16 protein-coding genes are annotated in these 23,632 nt (G+C 64.9%); 6 read left to right on the top strand and 10 right to left on the bottom strand.

Annotation, left to right across the window (positions count from 1 at the left end; genetic code table 11):
• Nucleotides 1-21 precede the first annotated feature (21 nt).
• From RM190_RS09070 to RM190_RS09100, 7 genes are all read right to left on the bottom strand, one after another.
• A complete protein-coding gene (locus RM190_RS09070; protein ID WP_311759102.1) occupies nt 22-1,929 on the bottom strand; it encodes a phage tail sheath C-terminal domain-containing protein in 1,908 nt (635 codons plus the stop codon).
• Nucleotides 1,930-2,314: 385 nt separating this feature from the next.
• On the bottom strand, nt 2,315-4,198 hold the full coding sequence (locus tag RM190_RS09075) for a bifunctional sugar phosphate isomerase/epimerase/4-hydroxyphenylpyruvate dioxygenase family protein (protein ID WP_311759288.1): 1,884 nt from the start codon (nt 4,196-4,198) through the stop codon (nt 2,315-2,317).
• A 163-nt stretch (nt 4,199-4,361) separates the two neighbouring features.
• Nucleotides 4,362-5,363, bottom strand: a complete 1,002-nt coding sequence (locus RM190_RS09080) for a TAXI family TRAP transporter solute-binding subunit (protein ID WP_311759103.1) — start codon at nt 5,361-5,363, stop codon at nt 4,362-4,364.
• Between the two features lie 137 nt (nt 5,364-5,500).
• Entirely contained in the window at nt 5,501-6,283 is a 783-nt protein-coding gene (locus RM190_RS09085; protein ID WP_311759104.1) for a heme ABC transporter ATP-binding protein, read from the bottom strand.
• A complete protein-coding gene (locus RM190_RS09090; RefSeq protein ID WP_311759105.1) occupies nt 6,280-7,350 on the bottom strand; it encodes a FecCD family ABC transporter permease in 1,071 nt (356 codons plus the stop codon). The genes RM190_RS09085 and RM190_RS09090 overlap by 4 nt, the downstream gene beginning before the upstream one ends.
• The gene (locus tag RM190_RS09095; RefSeq protein ID WP_311759106.1) at nt 7,350-8,234 is read right to left on the bottom strand and encodes a heme/hemin ABC transporter substrate-binding protein; all 885 of its coding nucleotides are present in this window, start codon (nt 8,232-8,234) and stop codon (nt 7,350-7,352) included. The genes RM190_RS09090 and RM190_RS09095 overlap by 1 nt, the downstream gene beginning before the upstream one ends.
• Nucleotides 8,231-9,271, bottom strand: a complete 1,041-nt coding sequence (locus tag RM190_RS09100; protein ID WP_311759107.1) for a hemin-degrading factor — start codon at nt 9,269-9,271, stop codon at nt 8,231-8,233. The genes RM190_RS09095 and RM190_RS09100 overlap by 4 nt, the downstream gene beginning before the upstream one ends.
• A gap of 157 nt (nt 9,272-9,428) precedes the next feature.
• Between RM190_RS09100 and RM190_RS09105 the strand changes: the two genes are divergently transcribed.
• From RM190_RS09105 to RM190_RS09115, 3 genes are all read left to right on the top strand, one after another.
• The gene (locus tag RM190_RS09105) at nt 9,429-11,498 is read left to right on the top strand and encodes a TonB-dependent receptor domain-containing protein (RefSeq protein WP_311759108.1); all 2,070 of its coding nucleotides are present in this window, start codon (nt 9,429-9,431) and stop codon (nt 11,496-11,498) included.
• 175 nt (nt 11,499-11,673) lie between these two features.
• Nucleotides 11,674-14,076, top strand: coding sequence for a mechanosensitive ion channel family protein (locus tag RM190_RS09110; protein WP_311759109.1), 2,403 nt, complete (start codon nt 11,674-11,676; stop codon nt 14,074-14,076).
• Between the two features lie 40 nt (nt 14,077-14,116).
• Complete coding sequence (locus RM190_RS09115) at nt 14,117-15,319, top strand: AGE family epimerase/isomerase (protein ID WP_311759110.1); 1,203 nt, start codon at nt 14,117-14,119, stop codon at nt 15,317-15,319.
• A 4-nt stretch (nt 15,320-15,323) separates the two neighbouring features.
• Here the strand turns inward: RM190_RS09115 and RM190_RS09120 are convergent, their stop codons facing one another.
• Nucleotides 15,324-18,545: a hypothetical protein gene (locus tag RM190_RS09120; protein WP_311759111.1), complete on the bottom strand. Its 3,222-nt coding sequence runs from the start codon at nt 18,543-18,545 to the stop codon at nt 15,324-15,326.
• A gap of 445 nt (nt 18,546-18,990) precedes the next feature.
• Here RM190_RS09120 and RM190_RS09125 point away from each other — a divergent pair, with 445 nt between their 5' ends.
• Complete coding sequence (locus RM190_RS09125) at nt 18,991-20,535, top strand: S8 family serine peptidase (RefSeq protein ID WP_311759112.1); 1,545 nt, start codon at nt 18,991-18,993, stop codon at nt 20,533-20,535.
• A 10-nt stretch (nt 20,536-20,545) separates the two neighbouring features.
• On the top strand, nt 20,546-20,800 hold the full coding sequence (locus RM190_RS09130) for a hypothetical protein (protein WP_311759113.1): 255 nt from the start codon (nt 20,546-20,548) through the stop codon (nt 20,798-20,800).
• Nucleotides 20,801-20,805: 5 nt separating this feature from the next.
• On the opposite strand, the gene hmgA is transcribed toward RM190_RS09130, so the two are convergent.
• A complete protein-coding gene (hmgA, locus tag RM190_RS09135; RefSeq protein ID WP_311759114.1) occupies nt 20,806-22,191 on the bottom strand; it encodes a homogentisate 1,2-dioxygenase in 1,386 nt (461 codons plus the stop codon).
• Nucleotides 22,192-22,323: 132 nt separating this feature from the next.
• On the opposite strand from hmgA, the gene RM190_RS09140 reads away from it, so the two are divergent.
• Nucleotides 22,324-22,749 carry a MarR family winged helix-turn-helix transcriptional regulator gene (locus RM190_RS09140; RefSeq protein ID WP_311759115.1) on the top strand — a complete coding sequence of 142 codons (426 nt, stop codon included), beginning with the start codon at nt 22,324-22,326 and terminating at the stop codon, nt 22,747-22,749.
• A gap of 9 nt (nt 22,750-22,758) precedes the next feature.
• Here RM190_RS09140 and RM190_RS09145 read toward each other — a convergent pair whose 3' ends face one another.
• Nucleotides 22,759-23,622, bottom strand: a complete 864-nt coding sequence (locus RM190_RS09145; protein ID WP_311759116.1) for an urea carboxylase-associated family protein — start codon at nt 23,620-23,622, stop codon at nt 22,759-22,761.
• Nucleotides 23,623-23,632 lie beyond the last annotated feature (10 nt).

Below are 23,632 nucleotides of genomic sequence, written 5' to 3' on the forward strand. Positions count from 1 at the left end.
CCTTTCTCTGCGCGGCCCAGCCTAGCGGCGGGTCATCTGGCTGAGGGTTACGATGACGAATTCCGCGGGCCGCAACGGTGCGAAGCCGACTTGGACGTTCACGATCCCCGCAGCCTGATCGTCGGGGGTGGTGGTGTCCGCGTCGCATTTCACGAAATAGGCCTCGCGGCTGGTCGCGCCGGCGAACGCGCCGTTGCGGAACTGTGCCTCCATGAAGGCCCCGATCGAGGCCCGCAATGCGGCCCAAAGCCGTTCGTCATTGCCTTCGAACACCGCCCACTGGATGCCGTTGAAGATCGACTTGCGCAGAAACATCGCGGTCCGTCGGACGTTGATATAGCGCCATTCCGTCGTCGGCCGCCCGGTGCGCCCGCCCCAGACCACGCGACCCGCGCCCGGAACGGTGCGCAAGGCGTTCAGCCCATAGGGGTTCATCCGGTCCTGGTCGCGGTCGAGAACCTGGAAATCCAGACCAACCGTGCCAAGCAGCGCGGCCTCGATCCCGGCGGCGACTTTCCAGACGCCGCGCCTGCCGTCGGTGCGCCCGTAAAGGCCCGCGACATGGCCTGCCGAGGGGATTGCCCGCACAGGGTTGCGACCCAGTCCTGCAGGATCGGCCACGACGATGCGCGGCCAGTAAAGCGCGCGGAAATCCGATCCGGTGATGCCGTTGCGCGCCTGGTCCACGGCATTCCCGACGGGGTCCGCAGCCGCGACCGAACGCGGCGCATCGGCGACCAGGAACAGGTCGCGCTGTGGCCGTGCCTCGACATAGGTCAGGACGGCATTGACCAGCTGGTTGTGTTGGGCATCGCCGGTTGCGTTCAGCATCCCGTCCGAACCGCAGACGATCAGCGCGGCGTCGTCGATCCCGTCCAGCGCCGACAGTGCGGCGGGATAGTTCGCCGAGGCGAGGGTCGCATTGCCGCCGGTTCCGCCCGCCAGCGCCACGCCCGGTGTCGCCCCGGTCGTGTCGCCCTGATTGCGCGGGCGGAAGACCCGCGGCGGATCGACATTGCCCCAGGCAAGAAAGCCCGAGCGCGCGATCTGGTCCAGCATGTATTTCTCATCCGCGGGATCGGGCGAAAGGCCCTCGAACCGCTCGACTTCGGTGAAGTTCGCCTCGCCCACCGGGCGGTAATAGACGATCAGATTGAAGCGGATCGGATCGCCATCGGTGCTGTCGACGATTGCCGCCCGCAGCCCATTCCCCCACACGCCCGCACCGCGCGCCTGAAGGGTCGATCCCCCGTCGCTGCCCGCGGGGCCCAGCAGGACGCCCGCCGGTCCGGCCGCAAGGTTCGCAGGCCGGATTGCGGGACCGGACCAGCGGATATCGGGGTCATTGGCCAGCATGGTCGCGACGTTGTTCGCGTCGCCTGTGACCGTCGTCAGGTTGGTAAAGGTCGGGTTTGCGGCCCGGTTCGCGAAACTGGTGCCGTTATTGGTCGAGACCCGCACTGTCAGGTTGAAATGCGTGGCATCGCCATCGGTCGCATTGGCGATCACGATCTGCAGCTGCTCGTTCGCGGCAGGCGCACGCGCTTGCACGATCCGCGCGCGGGCCCCGCCCGCCGCCGTGACCGTGACCGCGCGCTGTGCATCGACCGCAAGGGACGCGGTCGTCGCGGCGACCGCCCCGACCCCGGCGACCAGGCGCAGCACATAGCATCGCGGCCCGCCATTTTCGAAGAAGCCGCGGATCGCATAGGGCAGGAACAACCGCGCCGTGGCGGCGTCGCCTTCGTTGCGGAAATAGCCCCCGAACACGCGTTGGAACTGGATTTCCGACGAGATCGGGGTGGGGGTCGCCGGGCCGCGCTCGGTCTCGCCCACGAAGATCGTCACGGCGGTGGGAACGGCCTCGATCGCACGCGCGCCGCCCGGCGCCTCGCGAACATAGACGCCCGGAGTAAGTGGGGTGGTCATGATCCATGATCCTTGCTGCATGTCGGCAGCGGTCGGGGATGCAAGTCCCTGACGACAGGATAATCCCGCCTTCCCGCGCCGTCTCCGACCCAGTGAACCTCGAAATTTTCCGGTGTGACCCTGCCCGTCCGGGCTGGGGAATGCTCTCAAATCTTCCGGGGAAGCAGCCGTCGGAAGAGCAGTCGGTCGTTCAATGCATGTCTGCAGATCGGCGTGAAAATCGAATGTCCTGGCGGTGGCAGCGCGACGTTAAAATTGTGCTGCGCACCTGCGATCAACTGACCATTGAAAGGATATAATGATCTTAATCCGAGTCAAGGAATTCATCTGTCCCGCAAGCGGCCGGAATGCACAAACGAATTATGCAAATCCGGCACGAACTCATTTAGGCGCGGGGCATTCCGGTCGGGCGCGCGGTGCGTTTTTGCGCGGCGATGCGGAATGGCGCGTTCGGCGCGCCATAGCCGTTGTAATTGCCCTGGCGCTGAACGATTTCAAGGAAGAAGCCATCCTTGCGCGGCATCGAATAAAGCTGGAAGAACTGCCCGCCGGCATCCTCGTCATACATGATGTTGCCACGGCGCAGACGCTCGGTCAGTGCGGAATCCAGCCCGAAGCGGGCGGCAACGTCATCGTAATAGTTCGCGCCGATCCGCAGCACCGGGAAGTCGCGGGCGCGCAGGGCCTCGGCCGTGGCGAAGATGTCATTGGTGGAAAAGGCGATGTGCTGGACCGAGGAGCCGAAGCTTTCCTCGATGAAGCGCCCGGCAAGGGTCCGACGCGCCTCGGCCCCGTTCAAGGTCACGCGCATCCCACCGGTGCGGATCGCCTGCGAGCGGACCAGCCCGTCCGGGTCGATCACGTCCACCATCGGCGATTTCTCGGCGGCGAAGATTTCAGTATAGAACAGCGACGAACTCAGCATTTCGTCATAGGGCATGGTCTGGGCCAGATGGTCGATTCCGGTGATGCCTGCCCCCGTGGCCGGTTTGTCCGCGATACGGAAATCCACGTCCCAGATCCGCCCAAGTTCGGAACTGCTGTCCAGGAACCGCATGACGCTGCCGCTGACACCACGGATCGCGGGAATGGCCAGTTCGCCCTTGCCGACCTCTTGCTGATGAGGCTGCGCCAGAAGCGCGGTGGCGCGCTGGAAGCTAGCCTGCGCATCCGCGACGCTCAGCCCGATTTCCGAAACGGTGGTACCATGCGCGACATAAGAGGTACGGGCAAAGCCCCGCGCATCGGTATTGACCAGCAGGTTCACATCGCCCTGCCGCCACAGGGTCACAGGTTTCGAGACATGGCTGCCCGCAGGCTGGAAGCCGGTCGCCGTCAGCAGCGCCGCAAGCTCGGGGGCCTCGTCCTCGCTGGTGGCGAATTCGATGAACTCGACACCCTTGACCGGGACGGGGGCGGGAATGTCCGTCTGGTCGGCCACCGCCAGCGCGGGTTCCGCCCGCCGGGCGCGATCCTGGACCGAGATCAGGCTGCGCCGCCCGTCCAGAGCGACCAGTCGCGGTAGCCCGGCGCGGAATTGGTCGTTGAAGATCTCAAGGCTCAGCCAGCCGTCATAGCCGGTCGCCATGACCGCACGCATGAAGGCGGGAACGTCAAGGTCGCCCTCGCCCGGCATGTTGCGGAAGTGGCGCGACCAGTAGAGCAGATCCATGTCGATGGCGGGCGCGTCGGCCAGTTGCACGAAGAAGATGCGGTCGCCGGGGATCGAACGGATCGAGTCCGGGTCGATCTTGCGGCCCAGCGTGTGGAAGCTGTCAAGGATCAGCCCGATATTCGGGTGATCGGCGCGGCGCACCACCTCCCATGCGTCGCGGTGGTCGTTGACGAAGCGGCCCCAGCACAGCGCCTCGTATCCGACACGCACGCCATATTGGCGGGCAAGATCGCCCAGCTCGTGGAAATCATCCGCCATGCGGTCGATGCCGCCCATCGCAGCCGGATGCACGGACGAGCAGAACAGCACCAGGTCGGTGCCCAACTGGTTCATCAGCTCGAACTTGCGGGCGGCACGGGCAAAGGCGCGCGAGCGGTGGGGTTCCGGCAGCCCCTCGAAATCGCGGAAGGGCTGGAACAGCGTAATCTCCAGCCCGTGGTCGCGGACCATGCGCCCAACCTCGGCGGGGCCGAAATCAGATGCGATGAAGTCTTGCTCGAAGATCTCGATCCCGTCGAAGCCGGCGGCGGAAATCGCGGCAAGCTTCTCTGTCAGATTCCCCGAAAGGGAGACGGTGGCGATCGAGGTCTTCATCTTGTGGCTTTCCATCTGCAGGGGGCGTCGCGGTGGTCGGGCGCCCGTCACGGGCGCAAGAATTGGCGATGCGTGTGTTAACTGCAATTATCGATATGTCGGCATTGTTAACATGATGTAATTCCGGGGGCCATGCTCCGCGGGTGCCCGGACCGGGGCGCGCTCAGGGTAGAACCCGTGCCTCCTTATAGAAGCGCTCGGCCCCCGGATGCAGCGGGATGCCCGCGCCTTTCGTCGCGTTTTCCAGCGTGATCAGCCTGCCCTTGGCGTGGCCCGCGGCAAGCAGCCTTTGCGACTGACTATTGTAAAGCGCCGCCGTGATGTCATGGATCAGCGCCTCGGGCTGGTCCGCGCTGGTGACAAGCTGGGCCCCCACTGACAGCGTCGGCACGTCCTTGTCCTGTCCGGCATAGGTGCCTGCGGGAAAGGTGATCTCACTGAAGAAACTGTATTCCGCCCGTAGCTTTTCGGCGCCTGCGCCATCCAGCGGGATCAGCCGGACATGCTGCTGGCTGGCCAGTTCGGCGATGGAGGACGCGGGATAGCCGCTGACGAAGAAGAAGGCGTCGATGGTGCCCTCGCGCATTCCCTGCGCGGCTTCGTCGGGGGTCATGAACTGGGGCTCGATGTCCGTTTCGCTGATGCCATAGCCGCCAAGGATGATGCGCGCATCGACCAACGTGCCCGAGCCCGGCTCGTCCAGCGACACGCGCTTGCCCCTGAGATCGGCGATGGTCTCGATCCCGGCATCCGCGCGCGCGACCAGGTGGATGTTCTCGGGATAGAGGTTGGCGATCAGGCGCAACTTTTCGACCGGCGGCTGGCCTTCCCAAAGGCCGGTGCCGGTCTGCGCCCAATAGGCGATGTCGGATTGGGTCAGGCCCGCCTCGATCCGGCCATCCGCGATCGCGTTGATGTTTCCGACCGAGCCGCTCGAGGCCACGGCCGTCGCGATCAGGCCCGGAACCCCGCACGCCCCGCCATCGTCGCAGGCGCGCGAACCCGGCGGGGTCGAGATCACGTTCGCGATCAGGCCGCCGATGGGATAGTAGGTCCCCGAGGTGCTGCCGGTGCCGATGCGGAAAAACGTCAGTTCCTGCGCCACGGCCGCCTGCGACAGGATGCCGATTACCGCGACCATACCCAGGATGAATGCCTTGCCCATGCCACGCCTGCCGTTGGAATCACGGAACGGTAACACGAAGGAATGCCGGGCGTCGTCCCGCTAGAAACACGATGGGGACGGTTTTGTCAGGCCCTGTCGAAACGCGGCGACAGCCTGTCGGCCGTCGCCCCGATCGGTCAGGCGGAAAGCCCGGCGGTCTGTGGAAGGATCCAGATCCCGTCCCGGGGCACGGTGTTCACCTGCAACTGGCAGCCATAGGCCCGCGACAGGCCCGCGTCGGTAAACACCTCGGCCGGGGTGCCCTGCGACAGGACCTGTCCCTTGCCCATCAGCACGACCCGATCCGCCAGCAGCGCGGTCAGGTTCAGGTCGTGCATGACCGCGACGACGCCGCCGCCACGCCGGGCATAATCGGCGGCAAGCCGCATCACCGTCAGCTGATGGGCAATGTCCAGGCTGCTGACCGGTTCGTCCAGCATCAGCCAGCGAGGCCCCTTGGGATCGACGGGCTGCCAGACCTGTGCCAGCACGCGCGCCAGTTGGACGCGCTGCTGCTCTCCGCCGGACAGTTGCTGATAAAGACGACCCGCGAACCCTGCCAGATCGACCGCGGCCAGCGCCGCCGGAACCAGCGCCCCGGCCTGTTCGTCCCGCGCCTCCAGTCCGATGCGGACGACCTCGGCCACGGTAAAGGGAAAGGACAGGGCCGTGGCCTGCTGCAGCACGCCGCGCCGGCGGGCCAGCGCCTCAGGCGTCAGGGAAGATATGTCCCGCCCGTTCAGCGTGATGCTGCCGCGCGGGGTGATTTCGCCGGTCAGGGCACGCATCAGCGTGGTCTTGCCCGATCCGTTGGGTCCGACGATGGCGGTAAGTTGGCCCGGCTCGGCCCGGAACGAGACGCCGGACAGGATCTGCTGGCGGCCAAGGCTGACGAAGATGTCGGTGGCGATCAGGGTCACAGGTCCAGCACTCCGCGGTTGCGCAACAGGATCCACAGGAAGAACGGCCCGCCGATCATCGCGGTGACGATCCCGATGGGCAGTTCCGCCGGGGCGATCAGGGTGCGGCTGACCATGTCGGCCAGAAGCAGCATGATCGCGCCCAGCAAGGCCGAGTTGACCAGAAGCCAGCGATGGTCGGGTCCGCTGGCCAGCCGCAGCAGATGCGGCACGACGATGCCGACAAAGCCGATCCCGCCCGAAACGGCGACCGCGGCCCCGGTTGCGGCGGCGACAGTCAGGATCGCGCGGCTTTTGACGCGCTGGACGCGGATACCCATATGGCCTGCCGCGGCCTCGCCCAAGGCCAGGGCGTTCAATCCGCGCGCCAGCAATGGGGCCGAAGCCAGCGCAAGGATCATCACGGGGGCTGCGGCGGCAAGCTTGGGCCAGTTCGCCCCGGCGAGCGAGCCGAGGCCCCAGAAGGTCAGGTCGCGCAGCTGGCTGTCATTGGCCCGCAGGATCATCAGCCCGGCCAGGGCGCTGAAGATCGCCCCCAGCGCGATCCCCGCCAGCAGCATGGTCGCAACCGATGTGCGGCCCTGTCGCGTCGCGACCCGGTAAAGCAGCGTCGTTGTGATCCAGCTTCCCGCAAAGGCAGCCAGCGGCACCTGATACCAGCCGAAAGCTCCGGCCAAGCCGACCGGCAGCATGCCGCCCCAGACGATGGCCAGAATCGCACCAAGCGACGCGCCAGAGCTGACGCCGACGATCCCCGGATCGGCCAGCGGGTTGCGGAACAGGCCCTGCAGCAGCGCGCCCGAGACCGCCAGCGAGGCCCCGACCAGCATGCCCATCAGCAGGCGCGGGACGCGGATATCCATCAGCACGACCCGGTCCTGCACGGCCAGTTCGCGCCCGGCCAACAGATCGGCGAGCGCGCGCGGCAGCGAGGTGCCCGAGGCACCCCAGCCCAGCGAGATGACGGAAACAAGAACCAGCGTCGCGGCCAGCAGCAGGCCAAGCCGTCGGGCCAGATGGCGACGGTCGCCGTCAAGCCGGGGCATGTCCGGGCAGAGCGCGACCATCACGGCGCCCCATAGACCAGGTCATGCAGTTCAAGCGCCGCCTGCCCGGTACGGGGGCCAAAGCCCAGGAGCTTCAGCCCGTCCATGATCACCAGCGCCCCCGAACGTCCCGCGGGCGTCTGGGCCAGCGCCGGCATGGCCAGCGCCGTCGCCATGGCGGCATCGTGGCCCGACCCGCCATTTGCAGCGGCATCGGCGTCTGCTTCGCCACGCTGCATCATCAGGATGACGTCAGGGGCAGCCTTGATGATCGCCTCGTCCGTGATGGGCTTGTAGCCCTCGACGCCTTCCAGCGCGTTCTCGGCCCCTGCCAGACGGATGATCCCGTCGGCCGAGGTTCCCGTCCCGCCCGCCATTACCCGCCCGCCTTGCAGCGACAGGACGAACAGGACACGGCGCGGGGTTCCCACGGCCCGCGCACGTTCAGCGGCCGAGTCCAGCTCTGCCGCCAGTTGCTGGTGCAGGGCGCGACCTTTTTCGGGCACGCCCAGTGTTTCGGCGACGGTATCGACCTTTTGCAGGACGCCCGCCGCGTCATGGCTTTCCCCGACCGCGACATAGGGCAGCCCGGCGGACTTCAGGACGGCCACTGCCTCGGGCGGGCCAGCGCCATCCTCGGCCAGGATCAGGTCTGGCGAAACCGACAGGACGCCTTCGGGCGACAGGGCCCGCATGTAACCGACATCGGGCAGGGCATTCGCCTGCGGCGGCCAGTTCGAGGTGGTGTCACGTCCGACCAGCCGGTTCTCTTCGCCAAGGGCATAGATGATCTCGGTCAAGGACCCGCCGATGGACAGCACGCGGCTGGCCTCGGGATGGGTTTCGGCGGCCATGGCCGGGACTGCCACGCCCGCAAGCAGCAGGGCAAGGGCCAGTCGCCTCATTCCGCGGCCTCCGCCTGCGCGGGCAGATCCGCAACCAGCGCGGCCCAGGCGGCGGCATCGCCGCCCTTTTCCGGGCGCAGGCCGAAGCATTGAAAGATCAGCGCGCCCTCCGCGTCGAAGGCCTCGACAGAGATTGCCGGTCCGCGCTTGGTCGGCTTTTCGACCGCCCAGACCTCGGCGACATGATCGCCGCGCAGGTGCAGATTGAACCGGGGATCCATCACGTTCAGCCACGGTCCCATCGGTTTCAGAACCTCGAAGCGGCCTGAATGGATCTCAATACAGCCTTGATTGCCGACGAAGAACATGACGCCGGTTCCGGACTGGTGGACACGTTCGATCAGCGCGGGCACGGCCTCGACCGCAAGCGGTCTGGCTTGCGGCGCGCCGATGACGCGATAGGCCCCCAGCCGGTTCATCTTGAGCCGCCGGATCAGCGTGTTGAACTGGTGGGTATCCGTCATCTCGTTCCATTCCCGGCGCAGCGTATCCACCCGATCAGGGGCGGCGCGGGGCGGATCGACCGGTTCGCGCGCGCGGAACTCTGCGCTGTCGGATTGCTCGGGCAGGGCAAGATCGCGCTTCAGCACCTCCCATGCGGCAAGGTCCGAGGTGGCCCGCAGATGCACCTTGTGGACCGCGTCGCCTGCCGCGTCGAAGACCTGCACCGAACGGCGGGTGCCGCTGTCATCCGTCTTTTCGACGGCAAAGGCATGGACCCATTGGCGCGGGAACATGCGCATGTCGATTTCGGGGTCGACGGTCATCGCCGCATGGTCGCCGTCGTGGAAGTCGTTATAGGTGCCGACCTTTTCGATCACGCAGGACCGGTTGCGGGTCAGGGCCATGACTTCGCCAAGGGACTGGATGGCCGGAAACAGCCGGCCCAGCGTCGAATCGATCCGCAGCGCGCCGTGTCCGACCTGCGCGGCGACCAGCGCGCCTTCGGGCAGGCCCAGCCGGGCCGCAAGGTCAAAGGGGCGGGCAGGGTCCTCGGCCAGAAGACGGCGCAGGTCGGCGGGGGAGTGTTCGGACATCGGAGAGCCTTTTGTGGTTTTTGGTCTGGCACCCGTGGCTGAACGGCTGGGGGCGATCGGAAGAATCATTGACAATTTTAGTCTGATTAAATTACCCCGCGCAAGATGCCAGCCTCAGCCAGCCTTGCGTAAGAAATCACAAGCCTGACGGGGACCTATGTCACGTTCTTCAATTCACGTCGCGCTGCTGGCCAGCACGACCTGTCTTTCTGCGCTCGCCTTGCCGCTCGCCGCGCAGGAACAATCAAACGTCGCGGATGCCGATCCCGCGACCGCCGAACAACGCTTCATGCTGGACCCGCTGGTCCTGCGCGCGGGCACGCCCAAGGTCGCATCGTCGGTGCCGCAATCTGTGACCGTCGTCGACAGCCAGCAGCTTGACGACATCGCGCCCATCCATATCGGCGAGGTGCTGGCCACGGTGCCGGGGGTCGCGGGCGTCGGTTCGGGCAGCTTCTTCGGGCAGGGGTTCAACATCCGCGGCTTCGGGTCGTCCGGCACCGCCGCGTCCGAAGCCGGGATCGTCCAACTTATCGATGGCGAGAAGAAATACTATGAATCCTACCGTCAGGGTTCGCTTTTCGTCGAACCCGACTTCCTGCGCGCGGTCGAGGTCCTGCGCGGGCCGGGCTCGTCGACGCTGTATGGATCGGGTGCGCTTGGCGGCGTCATCGCCATGGAGACAATCGAACCCGGTGACCTTCTGGACGATGGCGACATCTGGGGCGGCAAGGTCAAGCTGGGCTATTCCAGCAACCCGGACACGGTGCTTGGCAGCGTCGCGCTTGGCTGGCGTCCAACCGAGGATTTCGAGGCCCTGACCGCCTTTGCCTGGCGCAAGATCGGCGACACAAAGGATGCCGACGGCAATACCACCGTCCGTTCGAACTCAAAGACGCCGAACCTGCTTCTGAAAGCCAAGAAGACCTTCGGCGATCAATATGTCGCATTCTCGTACCAGCATCTTGAGGCCAAGGGGACCGATCAGGACTTCAACCAGCTGGAAGGCGCGCAGATCGGGCTGTTCCCCGGCTTTACCGGTTGGGGCGTGGGCGACATCACCACGCGGGACCAGACCGCGAAGCTGACCTGGGGCTGGAACCCGCAGGACAACCGCTATGTCGATCTGACCGCAACCCTGTCCTATACCAATACCATGAAGGACGTGCGCCAGGGCGACGACCCGGACGAACCCATCATGGACACGCTGCTGGGCAAGCGCGATTATCGGCTGTGGAAGTTCAAGCTGATGAACGTCGCGGACCTGTCGGGTGACAGCTACGACCACTTCCTGACGACCGGAGCCGAGGTCTACAAGCAGGACCGGTCGTCCAGCGTGATCTCGTCCTCGCATCCCGAGGCCTATACCCGCTCGATCGCCGCCTATGCACTGTCCGAAGTGACTTGGGGCGATCTGACGGTGAACACCGGTCTGCGCTATGAAAAGCAGCGGACAGAACCCAAGGGCTCGGTCACGGCGACCGATGACGAATACAATGCCGAGGCGGTCGAGCCGCAGGTTGCCGCCATCTATCGCCTGAACGACAGCTGGTCGGTCTTTGGCTCGGTCGCCTTCGTGGACCGGATGCCGACCGTTGATGAGCTTTACGACAGCTTCATGGGCGGTGCACCTTCGGGCAACCTGAAGGATGAGAAAGGCAAGAACCTTGAGATCGGCCTGTCCTATCGCGGGTCCGGCCTGTTGGCCGATGGCGACGAGGCGGTGATGAAGGTCACGCTGTTCCGCAACCATATCGACGACATGATCATCCGCACCAACGCGCTGGCCCCGACCCCTTCATACGTCAACGTCGACCGCGCCTATCTGAAGGGTGGAGAGCTTGAGGCGAACTACATCATCAGCGCCTTCGAGTTCGGTGCAGGGGTCTCGGTCGTCGATGGCGAGGATCAGAATGGTGTGGTGTTGGATACGCTGCCGAACGATCGCGTGACGCTGTCCGCGACCTATACCGCCAGCGATGCCTGGCGCGTAGGCCTGCGCAGCACGCTGGCAGCGGGCCGCGACAAGCCCGACGGGTCGCGTCGCGCCGGCTATGGCGTCCACGACATGTTCGCGACCTGGGCCCCGCAAGCGGGCATGGCCGAGGGGCTGGAGGTGCATATGGGCGTCGACAACTTCACCGACCGCGACTATACGCCCGCGACCTGGCTGACCGGTCCGGCACCGGGGCGGAACTTCAAGCTGTCCGTGTCCCGCGCGTTCTGATCCGCGCCTGACCGACCTTTGCGAAGGCCCTGTCTTTGGCAGGGCCTTTGTTCATGGCAGCACACCCCCTCGCGCGCGGCGGGCCAATCGAAAATGCCTGTTGAAGCCATTGAAGCTCAAGGGCTAGGTTCGCTGCAAATGGGCGGGTGAAATTCCGCACCTTGGGGGAGTTTGGATGCTGCAAAGATGCGAAACCTTGCGCCTCGGCGCGCTGCTTGGGGTCTGCCGGATTCCGGTCGCATGGATGCTGCTCGCGTTGGTCCTGGCGCTTGGCCCCTGGCCCGGTGCCGCGCGCGCGCAGGACGCTGCCGCCACATCCCCCCCGCCCACGCTGGAACAGAAGGTCGACGAACTTCAACGCCTGCTGGCTGATCCGGACCTGCGTGCGGCACTGAGCAAGGCCCAGCCCCCGGCAGAGCCGGCAAGCGGCCTTGGCGGAATGGCGCGGCCGCGCATGGATTCCGCGCTGGACCGTTGGGTCGCGCGGATGGAGGCGCATGTCTGGGCCATCATCTCTGCCGCGCGCGATCTGCCGAGCGACCTTGCCCACGCCATCGAAAATGCCTTCGCGCTGATCGGGCAAGAGGGCTGGCTGCGTTTCCTTCTGTCCATCGCGGTGACGCTGGGCGCCGCCTTCGGCGTGGAAAGGCTGTGCCGGCGCGCCCTTGCAAACAAGCTGCCCCCCATCCCCGAGGACGCGGGGCAGAAGCCCGATGACCTGCCCATCCCAGCCGAGACCACTGCGGTGGCCGAACCGCTGGTCGCGGTGCCGGTTGTGGCCGAGCAATCTGCTCCCCCGGTTTCCGCTGAAGCGGTGGCCGAACCCGCGCCGGTGACAGGGGCAGAACTGGTGGCGACGCCGCCTTCGCCATTGCCCCCGGACGAACAGATCGGGGTTCCCCTTTCCCCTCTGCCGCCCGCGCCCGAAATTGCCGAACCCGGCCCGACAACCGATCCGCGCCAGATGGAGCGTATCGCGAACGGAATGCTGCCGCTTGCCGGTTTCGTGCTGACGGTGATCGTCCTGCACATCCTGCTGCGTGGGCCGGACCCGCTGGGCCCGCTGGTACAGCCCTGGCTGATTGCGGTGATGTTCGTGCGGGTAATCCGTGCGCTCGTGCGCCTGTCCTTTGCGCTTCCCGACGCCGCGACCCGACCCGAAGCGCGCGGTTTCTGGCTGCGTCGCATCACCCAGATGGCGGTTGTTTTTGTCGGAGGCTGGGCCATCAGCCACTCGGCAGGGGTGCTGGGCGCCCCGATGGATTGCGTGATCCTGCTGCGCTACCTGACCGGATTGGCGCTGCTGATCATGACGGCGGTGACGCTGTGGCGCAATCCGGGCGTACTTGCTGACCCCGCTGCCGGCCGCAAGCAGCGGTTGTTCCTGACCTTCTGGCTGGCGCTGATCGCATTGTTTGAAATCGCGGGTGCGTTGCTGTTCTTCTGGCTGGCGGTCTATGCCGTCGCGTTGCCACCCTTGCTGCGGCAGGTGACGCGCATCGTCCGCGGGATCGTCCCGCAGCGGACGGACATGGCGCGCGGTCACGCGATGCGGCTGGTGCTGCTGGATCGCGGTGCGCGGGCGCTGGTTCTGATCGGTGCGGCGCTTTGGCTGGCCTGGCTGGTTCGCAACGATCCGACCAGCCGGATCATGCACGAGGACACGATGGGCATGATCATCAGCGGCGCGCTGCGCGGGGTCATCATCCTGCTGTTGGCCGATCTCAGCTGGCACGTGCTCAGCGCCATGATCTCGGACAGCCTGACCCGCGCCGCTGCCTCGCAGGATCCGGGCGCGCTGGCCAAGACGGCCCGGATGCGGACCTTGCTGCCGATTTTCCGTTCGGTCGCGGGGGCAGCCATCCTTGTCATCGCCCTGATGATGGTCCTGGCTGGCATGGGGGTCGAGATCGGGCCGCTGATCGCCGGTGCCGGGATCTTTGGCGTCGCCATCGGCTTCGGCTCGCAGACGCTGGTCAAGGACGTGATCAGCGGCATCTTCTACATGATCGACGACGCCTTCCGCGTGGGCGAATACATCCAGAGCGGCAGCTATCGTGGCGTGGTCGAGGGGTTCTCGCTGCGCTCGGTCCGGTTGCGCCACCATCGCGGACCGGTCTTCACCGTGCCCTTCGGCACGCTTGGCGCGGTGCAGAACATGAGCCGCGACTGGTCCAAGGACAAGTTCCTGATCAATGTGCCCTTCGACACCGACATCGAAAAGGTCCGCAGGCTGGTCAAGAAAGTCGGCCAGACCCTGCAGGAGGATCCCGAATTCGGACCGCTGTTCATCCAGCCCATCAAGATGAAAGGGGTCGAGCAGTTCACCGATTACGGCATGACCCTTGCCGTTGCGATGATCCTGCATCCGTCCCCGATGTTGTCGACGATCCGGCGCCGTGCCTACAAGATGATCCGCGACGCCTTCCAGGAAAACGGGATCGACTTCGCATCGCCGACCGTGCAGGTGGCCGCCCATGCCAGCGACGACGAGGAGGGGGCCTCGGACCGCGCGGCGGCGCTGGCGGCCGAGCAACGCCGCCGCGCGGCTGAGGCGGCGAAGGCCGCTGGCGCCTAATCCCCGGCAACGGGGCAAGAAACCGGAAAGGGAGGAACTGATGACCGAGGAAACCCGTCCGCTTATCCCGGACGCCGATTGGCTTGACGGCCAGGCGCGGGCGTTGTGGGATTTCCACGCGGCGGCGCTGGATCCGACGGGCGGCTTTCGCCCGCTGGACCTGGAGGGCAAGCCCAGTGGGGACGAGCCGCGCGGACGCGGGGCGGCGCGCGCCCTGCATGACGTCTGCCGGATGGTCCATTCCTATGCGCTGGCGGTGCCACAGGGTTATCCGGGGGCACGCCAGATCGTCGATCACGGCATGGATTGGCTGCTTGGCCCCCAGCATGACGACGTGCATGGCGGCTTTTTCTGGTCGGTCGATGATGCCGGGCCGGTCGACAGCCTGAAGCAGGCTTACGGCCATGCCTTCGTCCTGCTGGCGGCGGCCTCGGCGGCGCGGGTCGGGCACCCCGATGCGGAAAACCTGCGCGACCTGGCCATGCACCCGCTGCGCGCGCATTTCTGGGACGTCGATTTCGGTGCGGTCAGCGACACATTCGATGCGGATTGGCGCAACGGTCTGGACTACCGCGGCCAGAACGCAAACATGCACCTGACCGAGGCGCTGCTGGCCGCCCACGCCACCTGGGGCGATCCGTCCTGCCTTGTCGCGGCGACGGGGATCGCCGAGCGCCTGCTCAATCGCAATGCGCGGGCAGCAGGCTGGGTCGTCCCCGAACATTTCATGCGCGATTGGCGCGTGGACCCGGATTTCGACGGGGATGCGATGTTCCGCCCCTCGGGGACGACGCCGGGCCATGCGCTGGAATGGAGCAGGCTGGTCCTGGACCTGTGGAACCGGGGTGGGCGCGTGCATGACTGGATGCCCGAAGCCGCTGACGGACTGTTCCGGCAGGCGGTCAAACTGGGCTGGCTGCCCGAAGGGGGCTTCGCCTATACGCTGGGTCAGGACGGCGCGGTTTCGCGCGACTGGCGATTGTGGTGGCCCTGTGCCGAGGGGATCGCCGCCGCGTGGACTTTGGACCAGTGCCGCCCCGACGCCTTCTACCGCGAATGGTATGCACGCTGCTGGGGCTTCGCCGACCGCTTCTTCATCGATCATCGGAACGGTGGGTGGTTCCACCAGATCGATGATACAGGCCGGCCCGCGACCGGCATCTTCCCCGGCAAGCCCGACATCTATCACGCGCTTCAGGCTTGCCTGATCCCCGCCGGGCGGATGTGGCCGGAACCTGCCTGAGCCATCAATTTGTCGTCCCGGTCGTGTCTGGCGCGGCCGGGACCGGTTCGTCGCCCTTCAACCGGGGCTGAAGGCCATAATTCTCTTCGTTCTCGACCGCGTTCAGCAGGAACAGATAGGCCAGCGCAGGCGACATCTCGCGTCCCGGAAAGCTTGAGGCGAAGCGGCTGGTCATCTCGGTCCGGTTCGAGAACATCTCGTGGATGCGACGCTGCACGAACTGCACCAGCCTTGGATTGCTCAACGAGATCAGGAAGGCATAGGGCTCATATGACAGGTATTCCGCACCCTGTGGCCGCTCGATATTGCACGAGCCGTTGACGCGGACCCAAGATTCCAGCCTTCCCAGGATCAACTCGCGATCGCCCATATAGACGCGCCTTTGTGTGCCGTGGGCGGTGCAAAGCCAGCGGATCAGATCCTCATGGCTTTGGCGGGGGCAGAAATGATAATCGGGCCAGGGGGCCTGCTCAAACGCCTGGCGGCGCGGACCGGGTGGCGGCGGCTGGTAATCCAGGGCGCAGACAGGGTCCGAGATCAGCGAGATGGCCTGCGGGCAGGCATTGGTTCCCGCGGTCGCGCAATCGGCGAAGGCCGGATCGTCGGTGACGCGCCGGGCAAGATCCAGCGTTGCAGGCGACAGGTTCATCTCGGGACTGGCGGCCAGCTTTTGCAGGCGCTCGGCGACGTCGGAGAGGTCCTGCAATTCCTGGCGCAGCAGCGCCCGGTCCTCGGCCATGCCGATGCCATAGACCTGATTGCTGAAGCGGTTCCAGCGTTCGATCGCCACTGCCGCGTGCCACAGCAGGTTGCAACGTTCGAACAGCAGGGACCGCTGCGGGGGCAGCAATGCCTTGAAATAGTCGATCTCGCAGACCTTGCGTGCGACGTCGCGGGCGGTCGTGTTCTGGACGTAGCCGATCACCACCTCGCCCGAAGACCGCGAGACCAGTTCCAGAAAGGACACGCCCGAGGCGAAGACGATGGGGGAATAGATCCCGCGTCCCGCGCGTTCGCGGTCCGAGAACCGCATGGTCACGGCATCGCAAAGCATGTCGATCGGCTCGGTCTCAGCCACGCCGGTTCCGGGCGGGGGCGGAGAATCGGGATCGCGCAGCCGCGCAAATCGGTCCTCGGCCGTCACCGGGACAGCCTTGATCCGATAGCGATCGTCTCCGGCAAAGATGTCAAAGCACAGGTCGGCCAGGAAACCCTTGAAGGGACGGGTCTCGGCCGGGTTCGCGCGGTTGCGGTCGCGATAGGAAAAGGGCGGCGCGTCGGCGCGAAATCCCACGACCACTTCCTCGGGGGGCGGGGCAACTTGCGCCCGTGCATCCATCGCGGGCAAGAGCGCAAGCAGTGCGATCACCGGCAGGCTGCGGGGCAGGACGCGGGCGGGCTGCATCCGCGTCCGTTCCGGCAATTCGCCAAAGACCCCTGCGGCCAGGAAGGCCAGGATCACCAGAATGACATGCCCCACCAGGTCGAGCCGTCGCGCACAGTCCAGCGTCGCGATGACGCGCAGGCCGGGGCAGTGAAAGGACAGGCTGCCGTTCCAGAAATAGCTGTGCTGCACCGACAGGAATCCGACGCCCACCGCGCAGAAGACGCCATACCACAGCCGGATCGAGGTCGAGGCGCGCAGGTCCGCCGACATCAGTGCGACCGGGATCAGGACGATCAGGACCACGGCCTGCGTGGGATAGTAAAGCAGGAACGGAACCGCTCCCTTGAACAACAGGCTGTAGAAATAGGTGGCGTTCGGTGCGACGAAGAACGCTCGCAGGGCTGCCACACAGACCAGCCCGATCAGCGAGACCGAGATCCCAAGGCAAAGGCAACTGAGGATCTGGGACAGGTAATTGTTTGGCCTGTGGGACTTGCGCGCGCGCGCCCAGTCGCCCGTGTCCCACAGGAACTGGCGCAGGGAAAACGCGGCCAGCAGCGGCAACCATGTCAGCGAGGCGATGCGCAGCGTCTCGACCAGTGCGGTGATGAGCATCCCGTACAGGTTGCTTTCGTCGACGAACTGCCCGATCGGCTCTTGCAGGCCTCGCCACGCCGCCGCTGCATAGATCACGAAGACTGTCAGGATCGCAAAGAACAGCCCGGATTCCGGCCCGGTGCCAGAGGTGTCGGGGCGTTCGGTTTCGACCAGCAGTTCCTGCAGCGCCAGATCGGTGACGGTGCGGTTGGCCGTGGCGGCGTCCGTGTCCGGGCTGTTGATGTCGCGTTCCAGGAAGATCGCCAGGATGCTGACCAGGTCGAAACGCAGCGCCTGCGCCCGGTCCAAGGCCGAGCCGATATATTCATTGAACCGCGTCTTGCGCACGGTCGTGTCGGTTTCCTTCCCCTGTGGCGGGCTTTCGGACATGCGTTGCTGGAATTCGTTCAGCAGCAGATCGGCTTCCTTGACGAAGTCGCGCTCGATCTGGCGCACCTCCTGCGAGACTTCATGTCCGGGCCAGCTGCCCCGCGCGGTCTTGGCCCAGAACACCAGCAGTTCAAGCTGGGACAACAGCGACAGAAGTTCATCGATGCGGGACTGGCGCTGGTCGGCAAGCTCGACCAGCCAGTCGTGATGCCGCATCGAGGCGTTCCATTGCGTGTGATATTGTCCAAGCTTGGTGCCCAGCTCCCCCTTGCCCTTGCCGGCCGCGCAGGCCCGTTCCAGCGTGACAATCAGGTTGCGCATGGTCTGTTCCAGCCGGACCGGAATGCCGACCGCGCGATAGGCTCGATTGCGCAGCCAGCTTTCAGTCAATTCGACAGGGGGCAGCATCTGCGAGAGGCCGGCAAAGGCGAAGGCCAGCATCAAGGGCCATTGCGGGCTGTCGAATTGCAACTCGTCCAGATCGACCTTGATCCCGGCCACCGGGATCATCTGCGTCGATTGCAGGATCAGCTTGCCGAAAAAGGTCAGCGATACGTAAAGCAGCAGGATCGATCCGGCATAGATGAAATAGGCGCGCACCAGTGCACCATTGCCGCCCAGATCGCTGGGGCTAAGGTTGGTCAGCGCGCGCGATGCAGAATTGACCTCGGATTTGCGCCGGAACCTTTGCCAGGCGAATATCGCGACGAATACGCAGCCAAAGGCAAAGGCGTATAGAAACGCCGAGGTGAACTTCACCCCCATCATCGGCAATTGTGCCAGCTCTTCCGCCCGAAGCTGGTTATAGGTCCATAACGACCACGGAACCCCGGCAGGCCACGGATTTTCCACGCGCCCTCCGCACCAAATGACAACTACAGTCTAAAATTCGCTCGTTCTGAAATGGACGCCTTGTTCCCGGCCGGTCAGCAGCGCTGAACGTTCGGATCGCACGGCCCGGCTTGTACCGGATCGGTCGTGATCGCACCGACGGAGGTCAGGGCAAGAAGCGTCACAAGGGCAACATATAAAATCTTCATCTCGAATCTCCTTCCCGAGGATCAAATATAGCACGTTTCGCGCGATGCGTTAAATTTGTCTGTTTTGTGCGTTCTGGTTGTCAGACTACGACGATGAAGGGAGAAGTTCTGTGATTCATCCATAATCACTTGATAACAATTCAGAACATCATTTCTGTGCGCTATCTTCTGCCGGCGCTTGACCCCACGCCAGATGTCGAGGTTTTCTGGTGGTCCCAGCCCCGGCATTGCAGCGGCGCCCAAAAAGGAAGTGCGCGATGGCCCGAAAAACGCGGAAATATGTCGTTCTGCCGCAAGACAATGTCTTCAACGGCCGGATGGAGACGACAAGTTTCCGACTGTTCCAGACCATGCACCGCCACCTGTTCCGGGGCGATGGGGCAGCCATGATGGCGGCCAGCCTGCCCACCGGTACGCGGGACGGGCAGCAGCCGCCGACCCGGCCGCCGCAGCGCATCCTGGATACGGATGCCGGGCCGATCCGTCTGATCGACTCGATCGGCGTCGATGAGGCGTCGTTGGTCAGCATGACGCCCGAGCAGGCATTCGTGCTGCAACGCGCATATCCGGGCCTGCGGGTGCGACCGGAGTTGAGGCTTTATCCGCTGCGTCTTGGCCAGCTTGACCTGGTGCGCAAGCAGGCCAAGCCTGCCGCCTTTCGGACGGCGAAATCGCTGGCACTGCGCTGTGTGGACGCCGAAAGCGGCAAGCCGGTGGCAGAGGCCGATATCGTCGTGCTGCTGGACCCGAAGAAGGGTTTCGGGATCTCGGGCGTCAGGACGGATGCCGAGGGATGGTTCCGCACCGCGCTTCCCGCGGCGCAGGATCGGATTGCGGCCATCATCTGTTCGCCCCATGCGGGCTATTGGCAGGGCGGGGCCGAGAATGTTGCGATCGATGCCGCGGGGGAAACATCGGTGATGATCCATGTCCCCCCGATCCGGGAAGGTTTTCAGGATGCGCTGTCGCGGATGGTCAAGCCTTCCCGCGACGATGACGGCCATGGCGTCAGGGTCGCGATCATCGATGCGGGCGTCGATCCGGTTCCGGACCTGAACCTTGCCGGTGGGTTGAACACCACCGGCACCGAACCTGCAGACGAATGGTTCGACAATGGCTCGGGGCACGGTACCCATGTCGCGGGAATCGTGGCCCGGATCGCGCCGGCGGCACAGCTTCACGCCTATCGCGTGTTCGAGCGGGGCGAGGGGGGAGCCAGCGAATTCGCCATTGCCCGCGCCATCCGTCAGGCGGTCGACGATGGCTGCGACATCATCAACCTGAGCCTTGGCCAGCCGCTGGAACCGATCGCCATCACGCGCGAGGCGCGACGCGCGCGGGCGATGGGCGCGGTCTGCATCGCCGCCAGCGGGAACGACTACATGTCGGCAGTGTCCTATCCCGCGCGATCATCGGCGGTGATGGCGGTTTCCGCGGGCGGTGTCATCGGAAGTTGGCCCGAAGGCGCGATCACCGGGCGCAATGTCGCCGCGCGACCCGCCCCGATCGGCGAGCGGTTCTTCGCAAGCTTCAGCAATATCGGCCCGGAACTGGACTTTATCGGTCCGGGCGTTGGTATTATATCTTGGGTCAATGCAAGGGCCAAAGGGGTGATGGACGGAACGTCGATGGCATCTCCCGCAATTGCGGGCCTGTTTGCCAGGCTGTTGTCGCGCAATCCCGCGCTTGTCGCGGCGGCGCGAAATCAGCAACGCTCGGACGACATCATCCGGATGGCAAATGAACATGCGAAGCCGGTCGGTTTCGGCAAGGAATACGAAGGCTCCGGCTTGATCGGCTAAGGTTTTTAAGATGAGCGCACGTCAGGGAAGCATTCGCAATTTTGTCCTCGTCTATTCCGAGGCGGGTGATCCCACGCGCGAGGAAACCGCCGAGGTGCTGGATCACCTGAAATCGGTCAAGGCCCAGGAGGTCATTCCCGGCACGATCAAGGTCACTGGTCGCCAAAGCGAGGTTGAAAAATGCCTCGACGGGCTGAACCAGTGGGAACTGTCCAGCGAAAAGATCCTTGCCTTTGACCCGCCGCATAAATCGCAACTGCGCTAGGCGGGCTATTTGACGCCGGGCGTACCGTCGAACTTCTTTTCCAGCCGGTCCCAGACTTCGATATATTCCTGCTGCATCGGGGCTTCGCGGGCTGCAAACTCGGTCAGGTGCTGGGGGAAGCGTGTTTCGAACATGAAGGACATGGTGTTGTCCAGTTTCTGGGGCTGCAATTCTGCGTTGCTGGCCCCTTCGAAGGCGTCGCGATCCGGGCCATGCGGCAACATGCAATTGTGCAGGCTGATCCCACCGGGTGCGAAGCCCTGCGGCTTTGCATCATAGACGCCGTAGATGTTGCCCATCAGCTCGGACATGATGTTCTTGTGATACCAGGGCGGGCGGAAACTGTGCTCTGCCACCAGCCAGCGTTCGCGAAACAGCACGAAATCGATGTTCGCGGTCCCCTCTTGCCCGGACGGCGCGGTCAGAACGGTGAAGATCGACGGATCGGGGTGATCGAACAGCACCGCGCCAACGGGGGCATAGGTGCGCAAATCGTATTTGTAGGGGCAGTAATTGCCATGCCACGCCACCACGTCCAGCGGCGAATGGTCGATCCAGGTTTCGTGGAATTGCCCACACCACTTGATGACGACGCGCGAACGCGTCTTACGATCCTCGAAGGCGGCGAGAGGGCATTTGAAGTCGCGCGGATTCGCAAGACAGTTCGCACCGATGGGACCGCGATGCGGCAGGTCGAATTTCTGGCCGTAATTCTCGCAGACGAAACCGCGGCATGGTCCGTCCAACACCTCGACGCGATAGACAAGTCCCCGCGGCAGGATCGCGATCTCTCGGGGTTCGATCTCGATGATGCCAAGTTCGGTGCAGAAGCGCAGGCGACCTTCCTGTGGGACGACCAGCAATTCGCTGTCAGCGGAAAAGAAATACTCGTCCTGCATCGAGCGGGTGACAAGATAGACATGGCTGGCCATTCCGACCTGGATGTTCACGTCGCCTGCGGTGGTCATCGTCCGCATTCCGCTGATCCAGGTCAGGTCCGCATCACTGTCGGGCATCGGAATCGGATCCCATCGATATTGACCAAGCGACATGATGTTCCGGCGATGCGGATCATGGAGCAGGATATTCGGCGCCGTCCGCCAATAGGGCAGGTCGATCGGCGCGAAACGCCCTGTATGATGGACCGAGGGTCGGATGCGATAGCACCAGGTCCGTTCATTCTTGCCCCGTGGCGCGGTGAAGGCGGTCCCCGAAAGCTGTTCCGCATAAAGCCCGTAATTGCATTTCTGGGGTGAGTTCTGACCTTGGGGAAGCGCGCCCGGCAGGGCCTCGGTTTCGAAATCATTGCCAAAGCCCGGCATGTACCCGGGCAGCGTGCCCACGCTGCTGCTGGCGCGGGTCAGGGGTGGGGGCATGTGCTGAACCGTCATCGGAACTCCTCCTTCTCCGGCGAAGGTCGTTGCTTGTGCAACAAAGATACCGTTGCATCAGCAACGACGTCAATCCACACTTGTGCGGACGCGAAATCTGGTGTCGTTGCAGGCAAAAATTCGGGACCAGCCATGCCGTTTCATCTTGAGGAATTCCTGCCCTATCGCCTGAGCGTGGCGGCCACGCAGGTCAGCCGCCGCTTCGCCGCGCTTTACGCGGCCGAGGCCGGGCTGAGCATTCCCGAATGGCGCGTCCTGGCCCATCTCGACCAATCGGCCGAAGTCAGCGTCCGCGACATTCATCGCCGGGTCAATCTCGACAAGTCCGTGGTCAGCCGCGCCGCCTCGCGGCTTGAGGGGGCGGGGTTGGTCTGCAAGTCGGGCCATGACCGCGACCGGCGCCTGATCGTCCTGAAACTGACGCCGGGCGGCAAGGCACTGATGGATCGACTGGCCCCCTTGGCCGAGCAGTTTCAGGCCCAGCTTCTGGCAGAGCTGGGCGCGGACGCCACTGGGCTTGGGCGTGCATTGGACCGACTGGCCGCAAGCAGGGATTAGGGCAGGCGCCTAGCCCCGGCCGTGGCTGCGGTCATAACCGCTGACCGGTAGCGGGACCCAGCCAAGGGGCGGCCCGGTCGGGCGCAGCACCTCGACCGCCAGCGGGTGACAGTTCGCCGCGTCCGAGGAATGCTCGGACGAGCAATCTCCGCCCGGACAGGCCGACATGCAGGCGAGCAGATCGATCTCGGCAAAGAATTCAAGGTAATCGCCGGGACGGACGGGGCTGGCCTTCATGAAATACTGACCGGTATCGCGGGTGAACCCGGTGCACATGAAGACGTTCAGCACGTCATGGACATGGGCCTCGGCCTCGGTGAGCGACAGGCCGGTGTGATCGGCAAGGGCGCGGGTCAGGTTCGAATGGCAGCATTGATGATACATCCCGCCATCGCTGAGTAGGTTATGGGTATAGGGGTCGCAACGTGTCCCGATGACGTCATGGACGGCGGCCCCGAAAGCGTCGAAGCCATACCAGTCCAGCGTGTCGTGGGTGATGGTCGCCATCGGTCGCAGGAAGGGCAGGTTCGAGAAAAGCTGGTCGCCCCGGCCGACATGCGTGCCGTTCAACGCCCGTGTCTTGCCGGTATAAAGCCGCTCGGTCAGATTCGTCGCGTTGAACAGGTTCAGGTCGCCGACCTGCGGGCCTTCATGGCAATGGATGCGACAGAAATGCCCGGCCGGGATGGACCAGCACCGTGCATCCCGTGCGGGAATGATGACCCGGGCCACCGGCTCCAACCCGTCCCGCAGGGCGCGATACGCGTCAAGATCGGGCCGCGGCAGCGTCTCGACCGGATAGCAGATGACGGGGCGGACCGCCTTGCGCGCCTCGGCGTCCGGTGGCGGTGGGGTCAGAACATTCGGTTTCATGGCGGGTCCC

The sequence above is a fragment of the Paracoccus broussonetiae genome (assembly GCF_031854425.1).
Lineage (GTDB): Bacteria > Pseudomonadota > Alphaproteobacteria > Rhodobacterales > Rhodobacteraceae > Paracoccus > Paracoccus broussonetiae.